We start from the raw sequence: 25,875 nt of genomic DNA on the forward strand, positions 1-25,875 counted from the left end.
TGATGACTGAGTACCTGCTTTTATTGATCGGCACCGTGCTGGTTAACAACTTCGTGCTGGTGAAATTCCTCGGCCTCTGCCCCTTTATGGGGGTCTCCGGCAAGCTGGAAACCGCCATCGGCATGGGGCTGGCGACCACCTTCGTGATGACCCTCGCCAGTGCCAGCTCCTATCTGGTGGAGCACTATATCCTGCTGCCGCTGGATATCGCCTATCTGCGCACCCTCGCCTTTATTCTGGTGATCGCCGTGGTAGTGCAGTTTACCGAGATGGTGGTGCGCAAGAGCAGCCCGACCCTCTATCGCCTGCTGGGGATCTTCCTGCCGCTGATCACCACCAACTGTGCGGTGCTCGGGGTGGCGCTGCTCAGCATCAATGAGCGACACGACTTTATCCAGAGCGTGATCTACGGCTTTGGCGCCGCCACCGGCTTCTCGCTGGTGCTGATCCTGTTCGCCGCCATGCGCGAGCGTCTGGTCGCCGCCGATGTGCCCGCGCCGTTTCGCGGGGTGTCGATTGCCATGATCACCGCCGGTCTGATGTCGCTGGCCTTTATGGGCTTTACCGGCCTAATCAAGATATAACCATGATCCATATTCTCTTTGCCATTCTGGTGCTCACCCTGCTGGCGCTGGCGTTCGGGATTATCCTGGGCTTTGCCGCCGTCAAGTTTCATGTGGAAGCAGACCCTATCGTCGATCAGCTCGATGCCCTGCTGCCCCAGACCCAGTGTGGCCAGTGCGGTTATCCCGGCTGCAAACCCTACGCCGAGGCGCTCGCCAACGGCGATCAGATCAACAAGTGCGTGCCCGGTGGTGAGGCCACCATGCGCAAAATTGCCGATCTGATGGGGGTCGAGCCCCAGCCGCTGGGGGGCAGTGACGAGGCCGCGGTGCCGGTCAAGAAGGTCGCCTTTATCCACGAAGATCAGTGCATCGGCTGCACCAAGTGCATTCAGGCCTGCCCGGTGGATGCCATCGTCGGCGCCACCAAGGCGATGCATACCGTGATTGCCAACGAGTGCACCGGTTGCGATCTCTGTGTTGATCCCTGCCCGACCGACTGCATCGAGATGATCCCGCTGCCCACCACGGTCGATAACTGGAAGTGGGATCTCAATAACGTGCATGTTCCGGGCAAGATTCCGGTCAAGATAGTGGAATAAACAGCGGAGCAACCATGCATTCCTTACTCGAACGAATCAAAGCCGGCACGCTCTGGGATTTTCACGGCGGCATTCACCCCGCCGACAACAAGCTGCAATCGAGCCAGAGCCCGGTGGTGAACGCCGGTCTGCCGCCGCGCCTCATTATTCCGCTGCGCCAGCACGCTGGCCCCGCCGGCGATCTGCTGGTGCAGGTGGGCGACAAGGTCAAAAAAGGCCAGCCGCTGACCCGTTACGCCAAAGGGCGCACGGTGCCGGTGCATGCCTCTACCTCGGGCACCATCACCGAGATTGGCAACCACACGGTGGCCCACCCCTCCGGGCTCGACGATCTCTGCGTCATCCTCACCCCCGATGGCGAAGATGCCTGGGGCGAGCGCAATGGCAAAGCCGATTACTGGAATCTGGAGCGAGGCGAGCTGCTTGAGCGCATCCAGCAGGCGGGGGTAGCGGGCCTTGGCGGCGCCGTATTCCCGACCCACAGCAAGCTCGACGGCCGCGGTCAGCTCACCGAGATCCTGATCGTCAACGGGCTGGAGTGCGAACCCTATATCTCCACCGATGATCGGCTGATGCAGCAGTACGCTGACGAGATCATGGATGGCATCCGGGTGCTCAAGCACCTGCTCAAACCCAAGCTGACCCTGATCGGGGTTGAAGACAACAAGCCAGAATCGATCGAGCAGCTGACCCGCCACGCCACCGACGAAGATGTGCTGGTCAAGACGGTGCCGACCAAGTACCCCTCCGGCGGTGCCAAGCAGACCATCGAGCTGCTGACCGGTCGTCAGGTGCCCAAGGGCGGCCGCGCGGTCGATATCGGCATCATGGTGCTCAACGTCGCCACCGTGTTTGCCATCAAGCGCGCCATCATTGACGGCGAGCCGCTGATCGAGCGGATCGTCACCCTCACCGGCGACAGCTTCAAAAAGCCCGGCAACGCCTGGGTGCGCCTCGGTACGCCGGTGCGCTGGCTGTTGCAGCGTTTCGAGCTGCAACCGGAAGCGGAGCAGCGGGTGATCATGGGGGGCCCCATGATGGGCTTTACCCTGCCCCACGCCATGGTGCCGGTGGTCAAGGCCACCAACTGCCTGCTGGCGCCGACGCAGGCCGAACTGCCCGCCCCCGGCCCGGAGCAAGCCTGCATCCGTTGCAGCGCCTGCGCCGATGCCTGTCCCGCCACCCTGCTGCCGCAAGAGCTCTACTGGTACAGCCGGGCCAAGGAGTATGACAAGGCCGAGAAGCTCAACCTGATGGACTGCATTGAGTGCGGCGCCTGCGCCTGGGTCTGCCCGAGCGAGATCCCGCTGGTGCAGTACTACAAGATCGCCAAAGACGACATTCGCGAAGCCCGTGCCGAGGCCGAAAAAGCCGAACGCGCCAAACAGCGTTTCGAGGCCAAGCAGGCCCGTTTCGAGCGGGAGAAAGCCGCCCGCGAAGCGCGTCACGCCGAAGCCGCCGCCCAGCGCCGTCAAACCATGACGGCCGCCGGGGGTGAAGATCCGGTGGCTGCTGCGCTGGCTCGCATCAAGGCCAAGCAGGATGCGCCCATCACCGCCATTGCGGCCTCGGCCGAGGGCTTGCCTGACAACAGCGCCGTGATTGCCGCCCGCGAAGCCCGCAAACGGGAAGCGGAAGCGCGCCGCGCCGCCAAACTGGCGGAGAGTGCAAATAGCGAAACTGCCGCCACTGCGCCGCAACCCGCCGAGGCGGTTGACCCCGCCAACGATCCCAAAAAAGCGGCCATCGCCGCCGCACTGGCGCGGGCCAAGGCCAAGAAAGCCGCACAAGCTGGCGATAGCGCCGAGCCTGCTGCTGCCGAAACCCTTGCTGCACCTGCGGTAGATGCTGATCAGCAAAAGGCAGAGGTTGAACCGAAAAAAGCGGCGATTGCCGCCGCCATCGCCCGTGCCAAAGCCAAAAAGGCCGAGGCCAGTGGCGAGCCGGTAAGCGCCGCCAACGGCGCGGTAGCCGACGCAGGCACGCAAGGTGATGCGCCATCTGCTGCCAGCGAAGCAGTTGACCCCAAGAAAGCCGCTATTGCTGCTGCCATCGCCCGGGCCAAGGCCAAAAAGGCCGCCCAGCAGGGTGACAGCGCTGAGGGCGATCTGACTGCAACCGCAGGCACCAGCGAATCCGCTGCAACCCAAAGCACTGCGCCATCTGCGGCCAGCGAAGCGGTCGATCCCAAGAAGGCCGCTATCGCTGCAGCCATCGCCCGTGCCAAAGCAAAGAAACTGGCACAGCAGGGTGAGAGTACCAGTGCTGAGCCGGAGCAAACCGACGCCGCTAGCAGTGAGCAACCACTTGCCGTAGCAGAGGCTCCTGAAGCGAGCGCCCCTGCGGCTGATGCCCCGGTTGATCCGAAAAAAGCGGCCATTGCAGCCGCCGTGGCCCGCGCCAAGGCGAAGAAGCTGGCGGCCGAGGCAGCCGAGACCGCCGCTGAAGATGCCCCGTCAGCCGACCGAACAACCACAAGGTAATCGACAGACTCATGTTCAATATTGCGACTGCGCCGTTTGCCCATAACCGCAAACAGACCCGAACCCTGATGTTGCTGGTGATTCTGGCCTGCGTGCCGGGCTTGCTGGCCCAGACCTGGTTCTTCGGCTGGGGCTCCTTTATCCAGATCCTGCTGGCGCTGGTGACTGCGCTGGCGTGCGAGGCGCTGGTACTCAAGCTCCGTGGCCGCGCCATCAAGCCAGCCCTGATGGATGGCAGTGCGGCGCTCACCGCCGTGCTGATCGGTCTCTCCCTGCCGCCGCTGCTGCCGTGGTGGATGCTGGTGGTGGGCACGGCCTTTGCCATCATCGTCGCCAAGCACCTTTACGGCGGACTGGGCCAGAACCTGTTCAACCCTGCCATGGTCGCCTACGTGCTGCTGCTGGTCTCCTTCCCGGTGCAGATGACCAGCTGGCTGCCGCCAGAGAGCGTGCGGGCCTACAGCCTCGGCTTTGGTGATGCGGCGTCGGCCATCTTCACCGGCTTTAGCCTCGACGGCTACAGCATGGCCCAGCTCAAGCAGGGAGTGGATGGTCTCACCATGGCGACCCCGCTCGATACCCTGAAAACCGGCCTGACCCAGGGGCTCACCACCGGCGAAATCCTGAACGGCCCGCTGTTTGAGGGTTGGGGCGGCATCGGCTGGAGCTGGGTCAACCTCGGCTATCTGCTGGGCGGCCTGTTCCTGCTGCAACAGAAGGTGATCAACTGGCGCATTCCCACCGCGATCCTCGGTGCCCTGCTGGCGGCCTCCACCATCGGCTATCTGGTGAGCCCGGATGCGACCGCCACCCCCATCTTCCATCTCTTTAGCGGCGCCACCATGCTGGGGGCCTTCTTTATCGCCACCGATCCGGTCAGTGCCTGTACCACGCCGCGCGGCCGGCTGGTCTATGGGGTGCTGATCGGGGTGCTGGTCTACATCATTCGCCGCTTTGGCGGCTATCCGGATGCCTTCGCCTTCGCCGTGCTGCTGGCCAACCTTTGCGTTCCGTTTATTGACAGCCTGACTCGCCCGAAGGTATACGGAGCCCGTCGCCAATGACCCAGTCGATAACGCCGAAATGTGTCGAAAGCCGCTGGCCAACCTCTGCGTTGCCCATTTTTATCGACACACTGACTCGCCCGAAGGTATACGGAGCCCGTCGCCAATGATGTTTCTGCCCTCTTTCCCCATCACAGCTGACGGAGCCCGGACATGTTAAAGAGCATGCGCAAGAACGGCCTTATTCTGGCGATGTTCGCGCTGGGCTGTACCGCACTGGTGGTACTGACCAACGAGCTAACCAAGGATAAAATCGCCCACCAGCAACAGCTGGAGAAGCAGCAGACCCTCTCGGTATTGCTGCCGGAGGGGAGCTATGACAACGATCTGGTGGCCAGCTGCAAACAGGTGACCAGCAGGAAATATCTCGGCAGTGATCAGCCGCAGGCCCTCTATACCGCCAGCAAGAATGGCGTGGTGACCGGCTATGCGCTGGAGGCAATCGCGCCGGATGGTTACAGCGGGGCGATCCGCATCGTGGCCGGTTTTGATGCCAAGGGCACCATCACCGCCGTGCGAGTGCTCGCTCACAACGAGACCCCTGGCCTCGGTGACAAGATCGAGCTGAAAAAATCGGACTGGATCAACAGCTTTGCCGGAAAATTCCTGACCCATGACAACGAGCCCCAGTGGGCGGTGAAGAAGGATGGCGGCGAGTACGATGCCTTTACCGGCGCTACCATCACCCCACGGGCCGTGGTCAAGGCGGTGAAAAACCTGCTGCAACTGCAGCAGGAGCAACCCGAACTGCTCAGCAACGCCCCGGCTTGTCCGGCGGCGCACTAACGGAGTCGAGCCGTCATGAACGAGATGGAACAGATTGAAACGGGCGCAGCCCCGATTGCCGAGCTGGAAAGCCGCAAGGGCGAGCTCAAGGAGCTGATGAGTCAGGGGCTGTGGAAGAACAACCCCTCGCTGGTGCAGGTGCTGGGGCTCTGCCCGACCCTCGCTGTCTCCTCCACCTTTACCAATGCGCTGGGGCTCGGCCTTGCCACCATGGCGGTGCTGGTCTGCTCCAACCTCGCCGTCTCGCTGGTGCGCAACTGGGTGCCGAAGGATATTCGCATCCCGGTCTATGTAATGATCATCGCCTCGCTGGTGACCAGCGTGCAGCTGCTGATGAACGCCTACACCTATGGCCTCTATCAGGCGCTCGGCATCTTTATCGCCCTGATCGTCACCAACTGCATCATCATCGGCCGCGCCGAGGCCTATGCCTCCAAGAACCCGCCGCTGCTGGCAGCCCTCGACGGCCTGATGATGGGCCTTGGCTTTACTCTGGTGCTGCTGGTACTGGGCGGCATGCGCGAGATCATCGGCATGGGCACCCTGTTTGATGGCGCCGAGCTGCTGCTGGGCGAGTGGGCCAAGTCCCTGCGCATCGAACTGTTCCACGCCGATGCCAGCCTGCTGCTGGCGATTTTACCGCCGGGCGGCTTTATCGGGCTGGGGCTGCTGATCGCCGCCAAGAACGCCATCAATGACTGGCGGGATCGCAAACAGGCGACCACTCTGGTTCACAGTAATGGGGCCCACTGCAACGTTGCCCCGGCCCGTGTCCGGGCGACCGAGCTATGATCGGACGCAAGGCATGAACAACCAGAAACGCAGAGAAATCCTGGAGCGGCTGCGGGAAAACAATCCCCACCCCACCACAGAACTCAACTTCAACTCGCCGTTCGAGCTGTTGATCGCCGTGCTGCTCTCGGCGCAGGCGACCGATGTCAGCGTCAACAAGGCGACCGACAAACTCTATCCGGTGGCTAATACCCCGCAAGCAATGCTCGATCTCGGGGTGGACGGGCTCAAGAGCTACATCAAGACCATTGGCCTGTTCAACACCAAGGCCGAGAACGCCATCAAGACCTGCGCCATCCTGCTGGAGCGCCACGGCGGCGAGGTGCCGGAGAACCGCGAAGCGCTGGAAGCCCTGCCGGGCGTCGGCCGCAAGACCGCCAACGTGGTGCTCAACACCGCCTTTGGCTGGCCCACCATCGCCGTCGATACCCATATCTTCCGGGTCTCGAACCGCACCGGCTTTGCGGTAGGCAAGAACGTGGATCAGGTGGAGGAGAAACTGCTGAAAGTGGTGCCCGCCGAGTTCAAGCTGGATGTCCACCACTGGCTGATCCTGCACGGGCGTTACACCTGTCTCGCTCGCAAGCCGCGCTGTGGTTCCTGTATCATCGAAGACTTGTGCGAGTACAAAGAGAAGGTCTATCCAGAGAACTGAGTGACCGGGTGCCACCACCGCCATACCTGTCTCGCTCGCAAACATCTGCGGCTGTGGTTCCTGTATCATCGAAGAGTTGTGCGAATACAAAGAGAAGGTCTATCCAGAGAGCTGATAGCCTCGCAACCGAGATTGAAAGCAGTACACATCACCAACCCGGAGAACTGAGCAATGAGAATTCTGCATACCATGCTGCGTGTCGGCGATCTGCAACGCTCCATCGACTTCTACACCCGCGTGCTCGGCATGAAACTGCTGCGCAAGAGCGAGAACAGCGAGTACAAGTACACCCTGGCCTTCGTGGGTTACGGTGACGAGAAAGACGATGCGGTGATCGAGCTGACCTACAACTGGGGGGTGAGCGAGTACGAACTGGGCTCTGCTTACGGCCATATCGCGCTGGAAGCGGACGACATCTATGCCACCTGCGATGCCCTGCGCGCCGCCGGTGCCAAGATCACCCGCGAGCCGGGCCCGGTCAAGGGTGGCACCACCGTCATCGCCTTCGTCGAAGATCCCGACGGTTACAAGATTGAACTGATCGCCAAGAAAGATGCCGGTACTGGCTTGGGTGACAGCGTCTAATCGACCCGACTCCCACTGCCGGATGGCAGGATCAAAAAAGAGCGCCTGTGCGCTTAATGCCAGTCAGTTAAGCATTTTTATGACTAAATATTCGATATGTTGAATATAAAAAGCGGCTCCATGATTAAAGAGTCAATTTGGCTCCAACCCTTGTCCTGACTGGCATGCAATAAAAAGAGGGAGGCATCATGCCTCCCTCACTCTTTAGCCCTTATACCCCGCGGGTTGGGACTCAAATTCTCTTAACTGACTTGCATTACGCCTGTGCGCTCTTTTTTATGCTTGTCTGACTGGGCCGCAAAGCTAGATCTCGCCATTGCGCCCCATGCTGATCACCACTCGCCGGTTCTTGGCGCGCCCCTGCTCGGTTTCGTTGGAGGCGACATGCTGCTTCTCGCCGTGCCCCTCCACCGAGACCTTGCCGGGCTCCAGCCCCAGATCGACAAACACCTTCTTGATGGCATCGGCCCGCTTCTCGGAGAGTTTCTGGTTCGGCCAGCGGCCGCCGTAGCTGTCGCTGTAGGCGTCGATCACCACCACGTCGATGCTCTTGTCCGCCTTGATAAACTCGCTGATCATCGCCAGCCGCCGCTTGGAGGCGATAGAGAGCTGATCGCTGTTCTTGTCGTAGGTGAGCACGCTAAAGGCGATGTCGTTGAAGCTGTAGGGCAAAAGCCCGCTCAGACAGTCGATAAATGCCTGATATTTCACTCGAAAGTTGACTGACGAAAGCGACACCCGCACCGCGCGGTTCTGACGATACCAGTCCCGATACTGGAAGGTGGGCATGCTCCCCCCTTCCAGCTCGTCGAGCATGGTCCAGGCAGTCTGCCCCTCCACCAGCCCATCAAATTGCTGATAGAAGTGAAGCTGGCTCACTTCTCGCCCGGCGATGCCGGGGCGCCAGATCGGTGGCATGATACCAAGGCTCACCGTCTGGGTTTGGGCCTGCGGCCGCTTGCCCTTGAGCTCGAAGTCGAGGTTGATCTTGCGCCCGGCGCGGCTGACAAAGGCCCCTGATCCCCAGTTGGGAATGGGGTGCTCGAGGCGACACTCAATCTGGGTATCAGAGGTCAAACGCCAGACGGATTGATCCAGACCGGCACCGAATTCGGTCACCCCAGCCTGTAACTGCATACTCACGGATATGCTGACCAACCCTAACACCCAAGCGTTCAATTGCCTGCCCTCCACACGATCTCATCAGAGATATCGGCGGCCAGGCCACAAGCTTTAGCAACAAACTGCAAGGGGCTGCCGCCGGTGTGGCAAAGGCTTGCCCCCAGCGGCAACCGACCGCAAGCGACGCTCATTCCCCCTCTTTACCCCGTGCCAACCGGCGGGAAGCTCGCTACAGTAAAGCCAGGGCAACCAGACGCCGCGTATCGGGAATCACGCTCATGCTCCGACCCTTCTCCTCTTTATTGCAGATGTTGTGGCTGATGCTGCTGGCACTAGCCGGCAGCGCCGTCCATGGCGCGACCCAGGATCAGGAGTGGGCGCAAGATCGCGCCAATGCGGTGCTCTCGCTGATGGCCTTCTCTGTGGTGCCCGACATCACTGCCAGCAACCTCGATATCGGTAGCGGCACTGGTCAATCAGCCGCCCTCAACATGACCCAGCTCGGTGGTGGCGCCACCATGAGTGAAGCGGTCCCCATCTATCTGGAAGGGGCGATCGGCTTTAGCCGCTACGATCCCCAGTTCGTAGTGAGCAACGGCACCGAGAGTCGCACCCTTCCGACCAAATGGAACAGCGTGACCGCCTCTGGCGGAGTCGGCTGGGATATCGCCCTCCATGAAGACCAGCGTGGTGGGCACTGGGTGCTGCGCCCCATCGCTAACATCTCTTTGGGCACCATGGCCAGCGATCTGCGGATCGGCAACTGGCTGCTGGATCGCAAGACGGGCTACTCGCTGGACTTTCTCGACGGTGGTCAGCTTAATATGTACGGGCTGGGGGGGGCACTGATGCTCGACTATGAGCTTTTTTCTAACACGCAGGATATCGATGCCGAGCTGCGCTACTCCTACCAGCACCTGCAGAGCTTTGGCAACACCACGGAGAGCGTACGCGGCAGCGCCGAGGCGGAGAACATCGGCCTCTATCTGCGCCGCCGGGCCCCGGTGTTTGACTGGACCCTGCTCGATCGCCCGCTGCGCTATGTGATGGAGGGGGCGCGCACCGAATACCTCGGCCAGCAGCGCGGCCAGCTCGGTTTCAACTCGCTGAACTCCCTGGGGCTGGGGCTGGAGCTCGACAGCAGCAAATACGACATCATCGTCAGCCGCACCCGTCTGGTCGCCCGCTATATGTTCAGCCACAACACCAGCGGTTACTCCATCGGGCTGGCCATGAGCTTCTAAGCCGTTATTTTGTGCCTGCCTATCGATGGCAATCAGGTCATGCCGAGCCACAGCGGCCGCATCCCGTTCGATTGATAACCCCGACACATGTCTTGCCAGACACCAAGCCCCGCCAAGGGGCTTTTTTGCACCTGTAATTTGCCATCAGCCACAGCCCGCCCCGAAAAATCCAGCCTTGTCACAGAGTTAGTGCAATCAGTCACATATTCACGCCGATGGAATGGGTAGAATGGCTCAGTTTGGCCCCCATCATCCACATAGAGCCACGATGTCGATTGCCAGCCACACTGGCTGGGTAATCACGCCGCCCAGAATGGAGATGGCCTGCCGAGCACCAGCCAAGTATTTGCGCCACCAGTTACACCACAGGGATAGAGATTTTTGCCATGGCCAAGTTTTTGAATACCAGCGCAACCAACTATTTTCTTGAAGAACTTATCAAAGATGCCAAAGAGCGCCTGATCCTGATCAGCCCCTTTCTCAAGCTCAACGACAGGATCAAGGAGCTGCTCACCGACAAGAACCGTCTCAAGATCGATGTGCGGATCGTCTATGGCAAAAGCGAGCTGCAACCGGAAGAGATAAGCTGGCTCAAAGAGCTTACCTACATTCGTACCAGCTTTTGCAAAAACCTCCATGCCAAGTGCTATCTCAATGAAGAGCTTTGCATTGTCACCAGCCTCAATCTCTACGAGTTCAGTCAGGTCAATAACAACGAGATGGGAGTATTGATCCAGCGTTCGGAAGATCATGACCTTTACCGTGATGCCTACGATGAGGCCCAACGGATTATCCGGGTCAGTGATGAAGTCCGCATATCCCTTGAACGGGTTGTCAGTGAAGCCGAAACCCAACAGCCTTCTGCCAACGAAAATGAGTCAGCCACTGAAAAACTGACCTCATCCAAACTGGCGCAAAAATGGGGGATCAAAACCAATGAGTTGCTGGAAAAAATGGTGACTCACGGCTTGCTTGAGCTGCGTGACAGCAAGCATTACCTGACCGCCAAAGGAAAAGAGGAAGGAGGGGAATTTAGAATGAGCCCCAAATTTGGCCCTTATTTCCTCTGGCCAGAGACCATGAATCCCCTCTAATCCACTGATTGGATAAATGTGAAATGGACTTCACACCCGTTATTACGGTTCTGCTGGGCCAGCTCTGGTATCTGCTGCCCCTGCTGTTGCTTGCCACCCTGATCAAAACCCCCTGGTTCAAGGGGATGATCGGGGAGGCCTTTATCAATCTCGGTATCCGGCTCTTTCTCGACAAGCGGGAGTACCACCTGATCAAGAATGTGACACTGCCAATCCCGCAGGGCACCACCCAGATCGACCATGTGCTCGTCTCGCGCTTCGGGGTGTTTGTCATTGAGACCAAAAACATCAAGGGGTGGATATTTGGCAATCCTGCCCATAAGAGCTGGACCCAGCAGATCTATCGCCGCAGGCACAGTTTTCAAAACCCGCTGCGCCAGAACTATCTGCATCTGATGACACTCAAATCCCTGCTCGGGCTGGCGGATCAGCAACTCCACTCGGTCATCTACTTTATTGGCGACTGCACCTTTAAAACTCCGATGCCGGAGAACGTGATGAACCGCGGGCTTATTCGCTATATCAAGGGCAACACCATACAGGTGTTGACCCCAGCCGAGGTCACTCGGGTGATCGACACCATCCAGCGGGGACGACTGGCCGCCAATTGGCAGACCCATAAACAGCATGTGGCGCAGCTAAAAGCGCGTCACAGCCAACCTGCCACGCCCTCTTCCCGTAACAACCCAGCAAGCGTGGCAAGAGAGATGATCCCCGAGCCTGCTGAAGCTAGCCACACTCAGCAACACTGCCCGAAATGTGGCAATGCCATGGTGCTACGAACAGCACGCCACGGCAGCAACAAGGGTGAGCAGTTCTGGGGATGCAGCGGTTATCCGACATGTCGGCAGATCATCACGCTACGAGCAGAGGAGAGATAAACCTCCTTGCACCTGTGGAAGCATCAAGGGCGGCCAATTGGCCGCCCTTGTTGTTTTTCTTAGCGAATGGTCGCCATCTGCCGCACGCAGCGTTGCTCCCTGTCATCCACCCGCTTGGCAAACCAGGCGGTGGTGAGATTGCGGGTGATCTTGGGGCTCTTTAGCTGAATGCCGGGCAGGATGGCGCGGGGTTGGCGCTTGCCTGCTTGCTGGTCGGCCAGAGTAAAGACGCGATGGTAGAGGTCCGTCTCGGCAAACTCGGCGGTGTCCCCTTTGCGCAGGCTCTGGTGGATCGCCTGTTTGCTCATATTGACCCGGTTGGCGAGGGTGTAGACGGCTAGCTCGGTGTTGCCCGGCAGATCCGAGTCATAGCGGATCAGATCCCCGTCCAGCGCCAGATTTTTGCCACTCAAACGGCTGACTGCGGCCTGAAAGGCGGCGTTGCGGCTGGCGTACCAGCCGGCGTTGAAGTCGGCAAAGCGGTAGAGAGTATCTGGGTAGTCGGCGGGATAGCCGAAGATGTGCTTGGTGCCAAACCAGATGCCGCCACGGCGGGTAAAGACTTCGTGGCGAATGGAATCCTTGACGGGATAGGGGTAGCCACGGGCGTTGGCCTCGGCAAAGGCGATGCTCACCTGCATCGGGCCACCGGTATGCACCGGGTTGAGGTTGCCAAACAGCGTCTTGCCCATCGGCAGCATGCTGATCATGTCTTCGAAGATCTCGCTCATCTCCCGCTCGGTGCGCAGTTTGTCGATGCGCTCGGCGTAGCTCTTGCCGGTGGGCGAGTTGATGGAGAGCGCAGCCCGCACCATAAATTCGGGGATCAGCAGCTTGGCCGCCCGTGAGTTGATCTCTTTCCAGGCGATCTTGCCAAGGCCCGGCACCACAGGGTCGGCCTGATAGGTGGCCTCCTGCTCCGCCACCGCCAGCACGGAGCAAACGTTGTGATCATTGACCGTCACCCCCTGGGTGGTGAGCGCCGTCACCACATCGCTGGCCCACCCCTGTTTATCGACCACATTGCGGGGCAAAAACGTCACAATGCGGCTCTTCATGTCCGCCGGTTTGCGCGGCTGCATGGCAGGCGGTGTCTTGGGGGCGCTAACGCTCGCCTCTTTGGTCGGGGCGGAGGCGGGATCACTGGCACAACCGGCCAGCAGCAAGGCAACACTGAGGGCAATAAGACGACATGAAGGCACTGCGGTCATAAGCATTTCCATTTTGGGTTGACCACTTCAGGCAGCGCCTGTGGCGCTGCACTGACAAGCAAAGTGAGGCCATTGTAGAGGATTGCCTGCGGCAGTTGAAACCCGCTCTCGCCTCTGCGCCCTCCCCTTGCCCACTTTTGCCGCCCCACGCGCCATCCGCTGTCTGCGATGCAGCAGTCATGACCTTCCTCAATGGCTCACTCGTCCCGAACCGAACTGTCAGCGGCGGATAAAAAGAAACCCCCGCCATTGCTGGCGGGGGTTGGTCGTCTGGCAAGTCAGGCTGATGCCCGCTGCAAACTCCTTAGCGGTTTTTCACGCGCTGATGCAGCTCCTGCACCGAGTTGACGTTGGCGGTGGCATCCATGCTGATGGCCATGCAGGTGGCAAACGCCTCATTCATGGTGGTGGTATAAGCCACCTTGTGCTGCAAGGCGGCGCGGCGCAGCTGCTTGGAGTCCTGGATCGCCACCCGCCCTTCGGCGGTGTTAACGATGTAGGTGTACTCGCCATTCTTGATGCGGTCGAGAATGTGCGGGCGACCCTCGTGCACCTTGTTGACCAGGCGCGGGTTGATGCTCGCTTCACCCAGCGCCACTGCGGTGCCGTGAGTGGCATCCAGCTCGTAGCCCAGCTCCAGCAGCTTGGCGGCCAAATCCACCACCAGCGCCTTGTCGCTGTGACGCACCGACAACAGCGCGCGCCCCTCTTTCGGCACCGCATGGCTGGCACCCAGCTGGGCCTTGGCATAGGCCTCGGCAAAGCTGTTGCCCACCCCCATCACTTCACCGGTAGAGCGCATCTCTGGCCCCAGCAGCGGGTCAACCCCAGGGAACTTGGCGAACGGCAGTACCACCTCTTTCACCGAGTAGTAGGGCGGGATGATCTCTTTGGTGAAGCCCTGTTGTTGCAGCGACTGACCAGCCATGACGCGGGCGGCAATCTTGGCCAGCGGAGCACCGGTCGCCTTGGAGACAAACGGCACGGTACGGGCGGCGCGCGGGTTCACTTCGATGAGGTAGATGTCATCGCCCTTGACCGCAAACTGCACGTTCATCAGGCCGACCACACCGAGTTCCAGTGCCAGCTTGCGCACCTGCTCACGGATCTCGTCCTGAATTTTCTTGGACAAGGTATAAGGAGGCAGGGAGCAGCCGGAGTCACCGGAGTGGATACCGGCCTGCTCGATATGCTCCATGATGCCGCCGATGACCACATCGGTGCCGTCGCAGATGGCATCCACGTCCAGCTCGGTAGCATCGTCCAGGAAGCGGTCCAGCAGTACCGGCGATTCGTTGGAGACGCTCACCGCCTCGGCGAAGTAGCGACGCAGGTCGGTCTCGTCATAGACGATCTCCATGGCGCGGCCACCCAATACGTAGGAGGGGCGTACCACCAGCGGGTAAGTGATCCGCTCGGCGGTCAGCACGGCCTGCTCCAACGCGGTGACGGTGCCGTTTTCCGGCTGCTTGAGGCCCAGACGCTCAACCGCAGACTGGAAGCGCTCGCGGTCTTCGGCACGGTCGATGGCATCCGGGCTGGTACCGATGATCGGCACGCCGTTGGCTTCCAATGCCCGCGCAAGCTTCAGCGGGGTCTGGCCACCGTACTGGACGATAACGCCCTTGGGTTTTTCGATGCGCACGATTTCCAGCACATCTTCCAGGGTCACCGGCTCGAAGTAGAGACGGTCGGATGTGTCGTAGTCGGTGGAGACGGTCTCCGGGTTGCAGTTGACCATAATGGTCTCGTAACCGTCTTCGCGCAGGGCCAGCGCGGCGTGGACGCAGCAGTAGTCAAACTCGATACCCTGACCGATACGGTTCGGGCCGCCGCCGATAATCATGATCTTGTCACGGTTGCTCGGGGCCGCTTCGCACTCCTCGTCATAGCTCGAGTACATGTAGGCGGTGTTGGTGGCGAACTCGGCGGCGCAGGTATCGACCCGCTTATAGACCGGGAAGATGTTGTGGCGGGCACGCAGTTTGCGCACTTCACCTTCGGCCACGCCGAGGATCTTGGCCAGACGGGCATCGGCAAAGCCTTTGCGCTTGAGGGCGCGCAGGAAGTCGGCATCGAGACCGGCCATGCCGCGCTCTTTCACCTCTTCTTCCAGCTTCACCAAGTCTTCAATCTGCACCAGGAACCAGGGGTCAATCTTGGTCAGCTTGAAGATGCCATCCATGGAGAGACCGGCGCGGAACGCATCGGCGATGTACCAGATACGGTCGCAGCCAGCGTCCTGCAGCTCGTGGCGGATGCGGGTCAGGGAGTCCGGAGCATTGAGGTCAACCATGGGGTCGAAGCCGGTCTTGCCGGTCTCGAGGCTGCGCAGCGCCTTGTGCAGGGACTCCTGGAAGTTGCGGCCAATGGCCATCACTTCGCCGACGGATTTCATCTGGGTAGTCAGGCGGTCATTGGCACCGGCGAATTTTTCAAAGTTGAAACGCGGCACCTTGGTGACCACGTAGTCGATGGCCGGCTCGAAGGAGGCCGGAGTGCGGCCGCCGGTGATGTCGTTCATCAGCTCGTCGAGGGTGTAACCAATGGCGAGCTTGGCAGCGATCTTGGCGATGGGAAAACCGGTCGCCTTGGAGGCCAGCGCAGAGGAGCGCGACACCCGCGGGTTCATCTCGATGATGACCATGCGGCCATCTTTCGGGTTGATACCGAACTGGACGTTGGAGCCGCCGGTCTCGACGCCGATCTCGCGCAGTATCGCCATGGAGGCGTTGCGCATGATCTGGAACTCCTTGTCGGTCAGCGTCTGGGCTGGCGCGACCGTGATGGAGTCACCGGTGTGGATGCCCATGGGGTCGAAGTTTTCGATGGTGCAGACGATGATGCAGTTGTCGTTGCGATCCCGCACCACTTCCATCTCGTACTCTTTCCAGCCGATCAGCGACTCGTCGATGAGCAGCTCTTTGGTCGGCGACAAATCCAGACCGCGCTCGCAGATCTCGACGAACTCTTCGGTGTTGTAGGCGATGCCGCCGCCCGAGCCGCCCATGGTAAAGGAGGGGCGGATGATGCAGGGGAAGCCGACCATCTGCTGCACGCCCCACGCCTCTTCCATGTTGTGGGCGATACCAGCGCGCGGACACTCCAGACCAATGCTCTTCATGGCGATGTCAAAGCGGCGGCGATCTTCGGCCTTGTCGATGGCGTCGGCGGTAGCGCCGATCATCTCGACCCCGAACTCGGCCAGCACCCCGTGTTTTTCCAGATCCAGCGCGCAGTTGAGCGCAGTCTGGCCGCCCATGGTGGGCAGTACGGCATCCGGGCGCTCTTTCTTGATGATCTCGCGCACCACTTCCCAGGTGATGGGCTCGATGTAGGTGGCGTCTGCCATCTCCGGGTCGGTCATGATGGTGGCCGGGTTGGAGTTCACCAGAATGACGCGGTAGCCCTCCTCGCGCAGGGCTTTGCAGGCCTGGGCGCCGGAGTAGTCAAATTCGCAGGCCTGGCCGATAACAATGGGGCCGGCGCCGAGGATCAGGATGCTCTGTAGGTCGTTACGTTTTGGCATGGCTTCTCTTTTCCTCTTAAGCGCGATACTGCTTGATCAATTCAATAAAGTGGTCGAACAGACCGGCACAGTCGTGCGGGCCCGGGCTCGCTTCGGGGTGACCCTGGAAGCTGAAGGCCGGACGGTCGGTGCGGTGAATGCCTTGTAAGGAGCCGTCGAACAGGGAGACGTGAGTGGCGCGCAGGCAATCCGGCAGGGTCTGCTCGTCCACCGCAAAACCGTGGTTCTGGGCGGTGATCATCACGGTGTTGTCATCGAGGCTCTTGACCGGGTGGTTGGCACCGTGGTGGCCAAACTTCATCTTGACGGTCTTGGCACCGGAGGCCAGACCCAGCAGCTGGTGACCCAGACAGATGCCGAATACCGGCGTGTTGGTATTGAGGAAGGTCTTGATGGCCTCGATGGCGTAATCGCACGGCGCGGGGTCGCCCGGGCCGTTGGAGAGGAAGATGCCATCGGGATTCATCGCCAGCACCTCGGCGGCCGGGGTCTTGGCCGGTACCACGGTCAGGCGGCAGCCACGGTCAACCAGCATCCGCAGGATGTTGCGCTTGACGCCGAAGTCATAGGCCACCACGTGGTATTTGAGCTGGTCAGCATCCGGGGTGATGTGCCCCTTGCCAAGCTGCCAGCTCCCTTCGGTCCAGTTGTACGCCTCACCAACCGTAACCTCTTTGGCGAGATCCATCCCCTTCAAACCGGGGAAGGCGCGGGCCTGTTCGAGGGCATGAGCCTCATCAACCTGTTTACCTGCAAGGATGCAGCCAGCCAGGGCGCCTTTCTCGCGCAGGATGCGGGTCAGTTTGCGGGTGTCGATGTCGGCGATGCCAACGATGTTATGAGACTTGAGGTAATCGGAGAGGGATTGCTGATTGCGGAAATTGGAGGCAAGTATCGGAAGGTCCCGGATGATCAATCCCTGAGCGTGGATTTGACTGGACTCTTCATCTTCGCTGTTGGTGCCGGTGTTGCCTATATGGGGGTAAGTGAGGGTGACTATCTGACGGGAATAAGAGGGATCGGTGAGGATTTCCTGATAGCCCGTCATCGACGTATTGAAAACCACTTCACCAACGGAACATCCCTCGGCGCCTATCGACACGCCTTTGAACACAGTTCCATCTTCCAGCACTAGCAATGCAGTGTGATTCAAGACAACCTCCAGTTATTTAGCTTTAAATTCAGCAACTTACCTGGGTGTTGCGGGCTCAGCCCCTGTCTCAAACAGGGCTCAAAACCGGCAGATTTCTGGCAAATTGGGCGCATTTTACTTAAAAAAAGTGGCAATTCAACGTCTTTTCTCAGATTGAATGCATCTAAATTCAATAAAAAAGCAACTTTACCCATTATCTATGCACTAACCGCCTTTGCAACCCCTATTAGTGAAAGAAAAGAAAAAACCACCATCAAAAGAGGCAATCAAACCTTCAATAACAACAAAATCAGACTTATTTAATATCTAAAACAACAAGTTACAATTTACACAAAAAATATAAAAAGGAGAATAACGCCATTTTAATGGCAATAGATTGCACCGAAAAAATAGAAAACGTTTTTCTTTGTTTGAATTTTTAGTCTTTTCGGTGATCTGTAAAAAAATCGCAGAGAGAGCCAAAATGCCACTCAACTTCGTTACCTGACGATGACATTTTGGGAGGGACGATCTGGCAGAACAAGTAAAATAGCCTCTTTATCATAACTCAGGCAAAATCAGCGCCAAAGCTACCATTTTTACATTAATGCTATTGCTGGACAGTAAAAACCCCGGCAAGCCGGGGTGGTTCACAACAGATGCATCAGGTCGATCACTTCAGATTGAGCACGTCCTGCATGTCATATAGACCGGCTCGCTGCTGGCTAAGCCACTTGCCCGCCCGCACCGCACCATTGGCGAAGGTCAGACGGCTGGAGGCCTTGTGGCTGATCTCCACCCGCTCACCGATATCGGCAAACATCACGGTGTGCTCCCCCACCAGATCGCCAGCGCGGATGGTGGCAAAGCCGATGGTGTTGCGATCCCGCTCGCCGGTGATCCCCTCGCGGCCATAGACGGCGCACTCTTTCAAGTCACGTCCGAGCGTCTTGGCCACCACCTCGCCCATAGAGAGCGCGGTACCGGACGGTGCATCCACCTTGTGCCTGTGGTGACCTTCGATGATCTCGATGTCGGTGTAATCCCCCATCACCTTGGCGGCCTGCTCCAGCAGCTTGAACACCAGATTGACCCCGACCGAATAGTTAGACGCAAACACGATGCCGATCTGCTGGCCCGCCTCTTTGAGCGCCGCCTTGCCTGCCTCGTCAAAGCCGGTGGTGCCGATCACCATCTGCTTGTGGTGGGCCAACGCAAAGGCCAGATTGGCCAGGGTCACCTCGGGGCGGGTGAAGTCGATGATCAGATCAAATGCGTCACGCACCTTGTCGAGGCTGTCGCTGATCGCCACGCCCAGATGGCCCAGCCCGTTGAGCTCACCGGCATCAAGCCCGATCACCACAGAACCGGGGCGCTCCAGCGCCGCACCGACCACCACGCCATCGGTATTGGTGATGGCCTCCAGCAGCACCTTGCCCATACGACCATTACAGCCCATCACGGCCACACGGATCGGATTGTCCATCTCCACCCTCTCATCACTTTTAATTATGGAAAGAGACCGTTTTACCAGCCTGAGCCTGCTTTGAAAAGCCCACAGTGCAGCAGCCAAGCACTCCGACAAATCAACGAAATATTTCATTTAATCCGAACATTTAACGGATTTAATCAAAGTGACAAAATCACCAGACAAAAACACCTATCCGTCTGGACGTCTACCTTGACCGGAAAGGGGTGAGTCACTACTGTGGCCTCCCAATGCGGCAGGATGCCCGCCCTGTTTTCCCCTTTTTATCTTCGATAACGGCATAAAGCAGCGCATGACAGGAGGTCATTGTTCAATTTCAGAGGAACACATGATCCAGATCCAACCCAGTGCCAGGGCCTTGCTGCCACTCCTGGTTTTTCTCGCACTCTTTATCGGTACCGGTACCTGGCTGACCCTGCAAGGGGTCGAATTCGCCTTCTATCAGCTGCCCGCTCCCGTGGCGGCCCTGCCTGCCGTGATGCTCGCCCTGCTGCTTGGCAAGGAGGGCTTCAACAGCAATCTGGAGACCTTCTTCAAGGGGGTCGGCCACAGCAACATCATGGCGATGTGCCTTATCTATCTGCTGGCGGGCGCCTTTGCCAGCGTGGCCAAGGCCACCGGCGGCGTTGATGCCACCGTGGCGCTCGGTCTGTCGCTCATCCCCGGCTGGGCGCTGCTGCCCGGGCTGTTCCTGATCTCTGCCTTTATTGCTACAGCCATGGGTACCTCCATGGGCACCATAGGTGCCGTGGCGCCGGTGGCGCTGGGCGTGGCACAGGCGGCTGGTATTGATCCGGTACTGATGGCGGGTACCATTCTCTCCGGCGCCATGTTTGGCGATAACCTCTCCATCATCTCCGACACCACCATTGCGGCCACCCGCAGTCAGGGCTGCGAGATGAAGGACAAGTTTCGCGAGAACTTCAAGATTGCCGCTCCTGCCGCCATCGCGGTGATCCTGCTCTATCTGACCCTGGGGTCAGTGGGTGAAGCCCCTGCCAACGGCAACGCCATCGAGCTGGTCAAGGTAATGCCCTATCTGCTCATTCTGGGGCTGGCGCTCGCCGGGGTGAATGTGTTCGTGGTACTGGGGATCGGCATTCTGGCCGCAGGTACTGTGGGCATGGTCAACGGCTACGCCATCGGTCAATTCAGCAAGGATATCTATCAGGGCTTTACCGGCATGCAGGAGATCTTCTTGCTCTCCATGCTGATCGGTGGCCTCGGCGCCCTGATGGAGCGTCAGGGTGGGCTGGCCTGGATCAGCGAGCGCATCAGCGCCCTGATTGCCCGTTTCACCCGCGAGCACAACGGTGAACAGAACGAGAAAGCGGCCGAGCTCGGCATCGCCGGGGTGGTGAGCCTCACCAACCTCTGCACCGCCAACAACACTGTGGCCATTATCGTCGCCAGCAAGGTGGCCCGGGATCTGGCCGAGCACCACGGGGTCACCCCGCGCCGCGCCGCTTCCATGCTCGATATCTTCTCCTGCGTGATCCAGGGTCTGATCCCCTGGGGCGCACAGGCGCTGCTGCTGGGCTCCATCTTCGCGATGTCGCCGCTGGCCGTGGTGAGCATGAGTTTCTACCCGATGGCGCTGGCTGTGGCGGCGCTAATTGCCGTGTTCGTGAAGCACCAGATGCGCAGCAAGGCTGACAAGTAACAGGATAACGCCCATGCGCTTCTACACAGGATTAGCACTGGCTGTGGCGGCACTGATTGCCGTGTTCGTGAAGCACCAGATGCGCGGCAAGGCTGACAAGCAATAACATCAGACGCTGGCATGGCGACATGCCAGCAACAGGGGCTGCACCGCAGCCCCTGTCTCCCCCCCCCTTAACGTCCAGAGTGAATGTGCTAAGGTAGAGCGCGTTCAAGCCATCGATGCGCAGCTATACCAGAGGTTCCCCATGCATGAGTCCCAACCCGAACGTCAATCCCTGCGCCAACTGGTTCGTCAACGCCGCAAAAATCTGAGTCCGGCCGAGCAACAAGAGGCAGCCCAACAGCTGCTGGCCCAGTTCAAGCAGCACCCCGAGATCCTCGCCGCCAAACGCATTGCCCTCTATCTGGCCAATGACGGGGAGATCAACCCCCTGCCCACCATCCACTGGCTGTGGGCCCAGCACAAAGAGGTCTACCTGCCGGTGCTCCACCCCTTTACCCCGGGTCACCTGCTCTTTTTGCGCTACACCGCCACCAGCCCCATGGTGCGCAACCGCTACGGCATCGAAGAGCCGGAGCTGGATATCCTGCAGGTGGTGCCCCACAGCACCCTCGACCTGATTTGCACTCCGCTGGTCGCCTTCGACGCTGCAGGCAATCGCCTTGGCATGGGTGGCGGCTACTACGATCGCACCCTCGCCATCTGGCATGAGCACAAGCTGGGCCCCAAGCCGCTGGGCATTGCCCACGACTGCCAGCAGGTGGAGGCGGTACCGCAAGAGGAGTGGGATGTGCCACTGCCCCAGATCATCACCCCGAGCCACTGCTGGCGCTTTGAATAGGCGGTGTTTAGCCGGCTGACCCGGCTTTGTGCGCGCAAACGCAGAATAAACAGGCAAACGATTTACCACGCACTGCTTTTTGCCCCGGAACGTGAGCAACAAGGTCGCGACGGGGTACAGGGTTGGATATAATGCGCCCGCTTTTTTCTTAAGGAACGATCATGACTCAAGATGAAATGAAGAAGGCGGCCGGTTGGGCTGCGCTCAAGTACGTGGTTCCCGGCACCATCGTCGGGGTGGGCACCGGCTCTACCGTCAACCACTTTATCGACGCGCTGGCGACCATGAAGGACGAGATCAAGGGGGCGGTATCCAGCTCCGTGGCCTCCACCGAGCGCCTCAAGGGCTTCGGCATCACAGTGTATGATCTCAACGACATCGACGCGCTCTCCGTCTATGTGGATGGCGCCGACGAGATCAACGGCACCCGCGACATGATCAAGGGCGGTGGCGCAGCCCTGACCCGCGAGAAGATTGTCGCCGCCGTGGCCGACAAGTTCATCTGCATCATCGACAACACCAAAACCGTTGAGGTGATGGGCCAGTTCCCACTGCCGGTAGAAGTGATCCCGATGGCCCGCGAATACGTGGCCCGCGAGATCCGCAAACTGGGCGGCAACCCGGTGTGGCGTGAAGGTGTGGTCACCGACAACGGCAACATCATCCTGGATGTGAAGGATATGGCCATTACCGATGCCAAGGGGCTGGAAGTACAGCTCAATGCCATCGTTGGTGTGGTCACTAACGGCCTGTTCGCCGCACGCGGCGCAGACGTGGTGGTGATCGGCACCCCGGATGGCGTGGTTATCCAGTAATTACCCCCCGGCTGAAACACGGCGCCTGATGGCGCCGTTTTTATTTACCCCTCAACAAGTTGCAAACGAATGTTTACAACAATCGTTGATAACTTCAAAGAATTTGACTTTCGTCACAAATATTCCCTCTCCCGAACGTTTTTGCTACTTTACGGTTTTCTTCGCACACCAAATCTGCACTTACGCTTCACACATAGAGGGATCGTCATGACTGCCACGTTTTCGTTGGACAAGGATAAAATCAAGGTGCTGCTGCTGGAGGGGGTTCATCCCAATACCGTAGAGACCCTCCGCGGCGCAGGTTACACCAGTGTGGAGTATCTCAAGACCTCACTCTCCGAAGAGGAGCTGATCGAGCAGGTTCGCGACGTTCATTTCATCGGGCTGCGCTCCCGCACCCAGATCACCGAGAAGGTGCTGGATGCCGCCAACAAGCTGGTCGCCATCGGCTGCTTCTGTATCGGCACCAATCAGGTTGAGCTGGAAGCGGCCCAGATCCGCGGTATTCCGGTGTTTAATGCCCCCTTCTCCAACACCCGCTCGGTGGCCGAGCTGGTACTGGGTGAGATCCTGCTGCTGCTGCGCGGCATCCCCGAGAAGAACGCCAAGTGCCATCGCGGCGTGTGGGAAAAACTGGCCAATCGTTCGGTGGAAGCCCGTGGCAAGAAGCTCGGCATCATCGGCTACGGCCACATCGGTACCCAGCTTGGCATCATCGCCGAGAGCATCGGCATGAAGGTTTATTACTACGACATCGAGAACAAGCTCTCGCTGGGTAACGCCATTCAGGTGCCGAGTATGGTCGAGCTGCTCAATATGTCCGACGTCATCAGCCTGCACGTACCGGAGACCGCCTCCACCAAAGATATGATCGGCGCCGAGCAATTGCGGATGATGAAACCGGGCGCCATCTTGATCAACGCCGCCCGCGGTACTGTGGTGGATATCGATGCCCTGGCTGACATGATCAAGAGTGGTCATATTTCCGGTGCCGCCATCGACGTCTTCCCCATTGAGCCCAAGTCCAACGACGAGGAGTTCCAAAGCCCGCTCCGTGGGCTGGAGAACGTCATCCTGACGCCACACATTGGTGGCACCACCCATGAAGCGCAGGAGAACATCGGGCTGGAAGTGGCAAACAAACTGATCAAATACTCCGACAACGGCTCCACCCTCTCCGCCGTCAACTTCCCGGAAGTGTCGCTGCCGGGCCACAAGGGCTCCAGCCGCCTGCTGCACATTCACCGCAACCAGCCGGGGGTGATGAACCAGATCAACCAGATCTTCGCCGAAGAGGGGATCAACATCGCCGGTCAATACCTGCAGACCAGCAGCCATATCGGTTATGTGGTGATCGACGTGGAGACCGAGCACAGCGAGAAGGCGCTGGCCAAGCTCAAAGAGATCAACGGCACCATCCGCGCCCGCATCCTCCACTGATAAACCCGTTTATCGGCCCAGCAAAAAGCCCGTCATGATGACGGGCTTTTTTATGATGCGATGCTCAACGCACCTCCGCGTCTTTGCTCTTTTGCCCCCTTCTCCCCTTGCGGGAGAAGGGCTGGGGATGAGGGGGGGGGAAGATATCTCCCTCACCCTGCCCTCTCCCAAAGGGAGAGGGCAAATACGCGATAGAAAACCAGATCTGAATTACCACCAGCCCAGCAGATTTCGGCCTGCCAGCGCGCCCCATACCAGCCCATTGAGGGCCAGCGCGATAAACACCGCAGCAGAGCCGAGATCCTTGGCGCGGCCGGAGAGCTCGTGATGCTCGGCGCCGATGCGGTCGACCACCGCCTCGATGGCAGAGTTGAGGATCTCGGCGATCACCACCAACCAGCTGATCACAACCAGCAGCAGGATCTGGTTGAGGGTGTCGCCAACCCAGAAGGCCAGCGGCATCAGCAACAGGATCAACATCAGCTCCTGCCGAAACGCCGCCTCGTTAATCCAGGCTGACTTGAGCCCCTTCATGCTGTAACCGGTTGCGTTGATGATGCGGGTGACCCCGGTTGCCCCTGGCTTTGCCACGCTATCTACCTCATTTGGAATCAATTTTGGCCTCACATCCTATCAGAGCCCCCCAAGGTTTCAATCAGGCGACTTTTGCTTTATTTTATCTCTTTGCTTTTTCGCCCCTTGCGGCTGACACCACCCACTCGAGACTTGAGTTGTATGTCCATTCACACAGATGAATTGCGCACCCGTCGCCTGGAGTCACTGATCACTCCGAGCGAGCTCGCACATGCGTTTCCAATCACCGATGCCATTGCCCAGAATCTGCTGGATGCCCGTCGCGAAGTGGAAGCCATTCTGGCCGGAGAGGATCAGCGCCTGCTGGTCATCGTCGGCCCCTGCTCCATCCATGATCCCGTCGCCGCCCACGAATATGCCCGTCGCCTCAATGCCCTGCGCGAGCAGTATAAAGAGAGCCTCTGCATCGTGATGCGCACCTACTTCGAGAAGCCGCGCACCATCGTCGGCTGGAAAGGGCTGATCAACGATCCGCGCCTCGATGGCAGCTTCGACGTCAACGAAGGGCTGAAACTGGCGCGCAAGCTGCTGGTCGACATCAACGAGATCGGCATGCCCACCGCCACCGAGTTCCTCGATATGGTGACCGGCCAGTACATTAGCGATCTCATCACCTGGGGCGCCATCGGCGCACGCACCACCGAATCCCAGGTACACCGCGAGATGGCTTCGGCCCTCTCCTGCCCGGTCGGCTTCAAGAACGGCACCGACGGCAATACCCGCATCGCCATCGATGCGGTGCGCGCCGCCCGTCACAGCCACATCTTCTATTCACCGGACAAGGACGGCAAAATGACCATCTACCGCACCGCCGGTAACCCCTTTGGTCATGTGATCTTGCGTGGCGGCCACCGCCCCAACTACGACACCGCCAGTGTCGATGAAGCGTGCGAAGCGCTGGCCGATGTGGGGCTGCCGGAGCGTCTGGTGGTCGATTTCAGCCACGGCAACAGCATGAAGGATCACCGTCGTCAGCTGCTGGTGGCGCAAGATATCTGCGATCAGCTGCGCCGCGGCCGCACCGGCATCGCCGGTATCATGGCCGAGAGCTTCCTGGTGGAAGGGCGTCAGGATGTGGAGAACGGCTGCGCGGCCACCTTTGGCCAGAGCATCACTGATGCCTGCCTGTCGTGGAGCGACACCGAAACCCTGCTGGCCATGCTGGCCGAGGCCGCGCAGGTGCGCCTGAGCAAACAGGCTCGCTAACCCCGCGTTACCCAAGATGCAAAAAGGGCCGGATATCCGTGATATCCGGCCCTTTTCTTTAGGCTATGTCCCAATTACGTG

22 protein-coding genes and 2 pseudogenes are annotated in these 25,875 nt (G+C 59.5%); 18 read left to right on the forward strand and 6 right to left on the reverse strand.

Going from position 1 to position 25,875, the window contains the following annotated elements:
• The first annotated feature begins 2 nt into the window (after nt 1–2).
• From rsxA to gloA, 9 genes and pseudogenes are all read left to right on the forward strand, one after another.
• Nucleotides 3–584, forward strand: a complete 582-nt coding sequence (gene rsxA / locus CF137_RS10780; protein ID WP_005337600.1) for an electron transport complex subunit RsxA — start codon at nt 3–5, stop codon at nt 582–584.
• Between the two features lie 2 nt (nt 585–586).
• Nucleotides 587–1,165 (forward strand): electron transport complex subunit RsxB, encoded by a 579-nt coding sequence (gene rsxB, locus CF137_RS10785; RefSeq protein WP_101315266.1) that lies wholly within the window; start codon nt 587–589, stop codon nt 1,163–1,165.
• Between the two features lie 14 nt (nt 1,166–1,179).
• Nucleotides 1,180–2,965, forward strand: a pseudogene (rsxC, locus tag CF137_RS10790) (electron transport complex subunit RsxC); the annotation flags it as partial.
• A 694-nt stretch (nt 2,966–3,659) separates the two neighbouring features.
• On the forward strand, nt 3,660–4,712 hold the full coding sequence (gene rsxD / locus CF137_RS10795; RefSeq protein WP_139718992.1) for an electron transport complex subunit RsxD: 1,053 nt from the start codon (nt 3,660–3,662) through the stop codon (nt 4,710–4,712).
• A 153-nt stretch (nt 4,713–4,865) separates the two neighbouring features.
• Complete coding sequence (gene rsxG / locus CF137_RS10800; RefSeq protein WP_139718993.1) at nt 4,866–5,498, forward strand: electron transport complex subunit RsxG; 633 nt, start codon at nt 4,866–4,868, stop codon at nt 5,496–5,498.
• 15 nt (nt 5,499–5,513) lie between these two features.
• On the forward strand, nt 5,514–6,290 hold the full coding sequence (locus CF137_RS10805; protein ID WP_414731099.1) for an electron transport complex subunit E: 777 nt from the start codon (nt 5,514–5,516) through the stop codon (nt 6,288–6,290).
• Nucleotides 6,291–6,303: 13 nt separating this feature from the next.
• Nucleotides 6,304–6,945, forward strand: a complete 642-nt coding sequence (gene nth, locus CF137_RS10810; RefSeq protein ID WP_139718994.1) for an endonuclease III — start codon at nt 6,304–6,306, stop codon at nt 6,943–6,945.
• Between the two features lie 12 nt (nt 6,946–6,957).
• Nucleotides 6,958–7,060 (forward strand): annotated as a pseudogene (locus tag CF137_RS22500) (endonuclease III); the annotation flags it as partial.
• A gap of 56 nt (nt 7,061–7,116) precedes the next feature.
• A complete protein-coding gene (gloA, locus tag CF137_RS10815) occupies nt 7,117–7,530 on the forward strand; it encodes a lactoylglutathione lyase (protein WP_033137974.1) in 414 nt (137 codons plus the stop codon).
• Nucleotides 7,531–7,833: 303 nt separating this feature from the next.
• Here the strand turns inward: gloA and CF137_RS10820 are convergent, their stop codons facing one another.
• Nucleotides 7,834–8,709: a flagellar protein MotY gene (locus CF137_RS10820; RefSeq protein WP_172956238.1), complete on the reverse strand. Its 876-nt coding sequence runs from the start codon at nt 8,707–8,709 to the stop codon at nt 7,834–7,836.
• Between the two features lie 263 nt (nt 8,710–8,972).
• Here CF137_RS10820 and CF137_RS10825 point away from each other — a divergent pair, with 263 nt between their 5' ends.
• From CF137_RS10825 to CF137_RS10835, 3 genes are all read left to right on the forward strand, one after another.
• The gene (locus CF137_RS10825) at nt 8,973–9,896 is read left to right on the forward strand and encodes an autotransporter domain-containing protein (RefSeq protein ID WP_240038545.1); all 924 of its coding nucleotides are present in this window, start codon (nt 8,973–8,975) and stop codon (nt 9,894–9,896) included.
• A 386-nt stretch (nt 9,897–10,282) separates the two neighbouring features.
• A complete protein-coding gene (locus tag CF137_RS10830; RefSeq protein ID WP_139718995.1) occupies nt 10,283–10,990 on the forward strand; it encodes a phospholipase D family protein in 708 nt (235 codons plus the stop codon).
• Between the two features lie 23 nt (nt 10,991–11,013).
• The gene (locus tag CF137_RS10835; protein ID WP_139718996.1) at nt 11,014–11,871 is read left to right on the forward strand and encodes a nuclease-related domain-containing protein; all 858 of its coding nucleotides are present in this window, start codon (nt 11,014–11,016) and stop codon (nt 11,869–11,871) included.
• Between the two features lie 59 nt (nt 11,872–11,930).
• On the opposite strand, the gene CF137_RS10840 is transcribed toward CF137_RS10835, so the two are convergent.
• The 3 genes from CF137_RS10840 to carA form a co-directional block, all read right to left on the reverse strand.
• Nucleotides 11,931–13,082, reverse strand: a complete 1,152-nt coding sequence (locus CF137_RS10840; protein ID WP_139718997.1) for a DUF1615 domain-containing protein — start codon at nt 13,080–13,082, stop codon at nt 11,931–11,933.
• 304 nt (nt 13,083–13,386) lie between these two features.
• Nucleotides 13,387–16,611 carry a carbamoyl-phosphate synthase large subunit gene (gene carB / locus CF137_RS10845; RefSeq protein WP_101315284.1) on the reverse strand — a complete coding sequence of 1,075 codons (3,225 nt, stop codon included), beginning with the start codon at nt 16,609–16,611 and terminating at the stop codon, nt 13,387–13,389.
• A gap of 16 nt (nt 16,612–16,627) precedes the next feature.
• A complete protein-coding gene (gene carA, locus CF137_RS10850) occupies nt 16,628–17,764 on the reverse strand; it encodes a glutamine-hydrolyzing carbamoyl-phosphate synthase small subunit (protein WP_139718998.1) in 1,137 nt (378 codons plus the stop codon).
• Here carA and CF137_RS10855 point away from each other — a divergent pair.
• A complete protein-coding gene (locus CF137_RS10855) occupies nt 17,756–18,067 on the forward strand; it encodes a hypothetical protein (protein ID WP_139718999.1) in 312 nt (103 codons plus the stop codon). The genes carA and CF137_RS10855 overlap by 9 nt on opposite strands.
• A 349-nt stretch (nt 18,068–18,416) precedes the next feature.
• Here the strand turns inward: CF137_RS10855 and dapB are convergent, their stop codons facing one another.
• Nucleotides 18,417–19,229: a 4-hydroxy-tetrahydrodipicolinate reductase gene (gene dapB, locus CF137_RS10860; protein ID WP_139719000.1), complete on the reverse strand. Its 813-nt coding sequence runs from the start codon at nt 19,227–19,229 to the stop codon at nt 18,417–18,419.
• A gap of 331 nt (nt 19,230–19,560) precedes the next feature.
• Between dapB and CF137_RS10865 the strand changes: the two genes are divergently transcribed.
• From CF137_RS10865 to serA, 4 genes are all read left to right on the forward strand, one after another.
• A complete protein-coding gene (locus tag CF137_RS10865; RefSeq protein WP_101315289.1) occupies nt 19,561–20,895 on the forward strand; it encodes a Na+/H+ antiporter NhaC family protein in 1,335 nt (444 codons plus the stop codon).
• A 247-nt stretch (nt 20,896–21,142) separates the two neighbouring features.
• Nucleotides 21,143–21,739, forward strand: coding sequence for a 5-formyltetrahydrofolate cyclo-ligase (locus tag CF137_RS10870; protein WP_101315291.1), 597 nt, complete (start codon nt 21,143–21,145; stop codon nt 21,737–21,739).
• Between the two features lie 161 nt (nt 21,740–21,900).
• A complete protein-coding gene (gene rpiA / locus CF137_RS10875) occupies nt 21,901–22,554 on the forward strand; it encodes a ribose-5-phosphate isomerase RpiA (RefSeq protein WP_098969773.1) in 654 nt (217 codons plus the stop codon).
• A gap of 207 nt (nt 22,555–22,761) precedes the next feature.
• Entirely contained in the window at nt 22,762–23,994 is a 1,233-nt protein-coding gene (gene serA, locus CF137_RS10880) for a phosphoglycerate dehydrogenase (protein WP_042018849.1), read from the forward strand.
• Between the two features lie 210 nt (nt 23,995–24,204).
• Here the strand turns inward: serA and CF137_RS10885 are convergent, their stop codons facing one another.
• A complete protein-coding gene (locus tag CF137_RS10885) occupies nt 24,205–24,585 on the reverse strand; it encodes a diacylglycerol kinase (protein WP_139719001.1) in 381 nt (126 codons plus the stop codon).
• 144 nt (nt 24,586–24,729) lie between these two features.
• On the opposite strand from CF137_RS10885, the gene CF137_RS10890 reads away from it, so the two are divergent.
• Nucleotides 24,730–25,794 (forward strand): 3-deoxy-7-phosphoheptulonate synthase, encoded by a 1,065-nt coding sequence (locus tag CF137_RS10890; protein ID WP_139719002.1) that lies wholly within the window; start codon nt 24,730–24,732, stop codon nt 25,792–25,794.
• Nucleotides 25,795–25,875 lie beyond the last annotated feature (81 nt).

The sequence above is a fragment of the Aeromonas sobria genome (assembly GCF_006243315.1).
GTDB classification, from domain to species: Bacteria; Pseudomonadota; Gammaproteobacteria; order Enterobacterales; family Aeromonadaceae; genus Aeromonas; species Aeromonas sobria_A.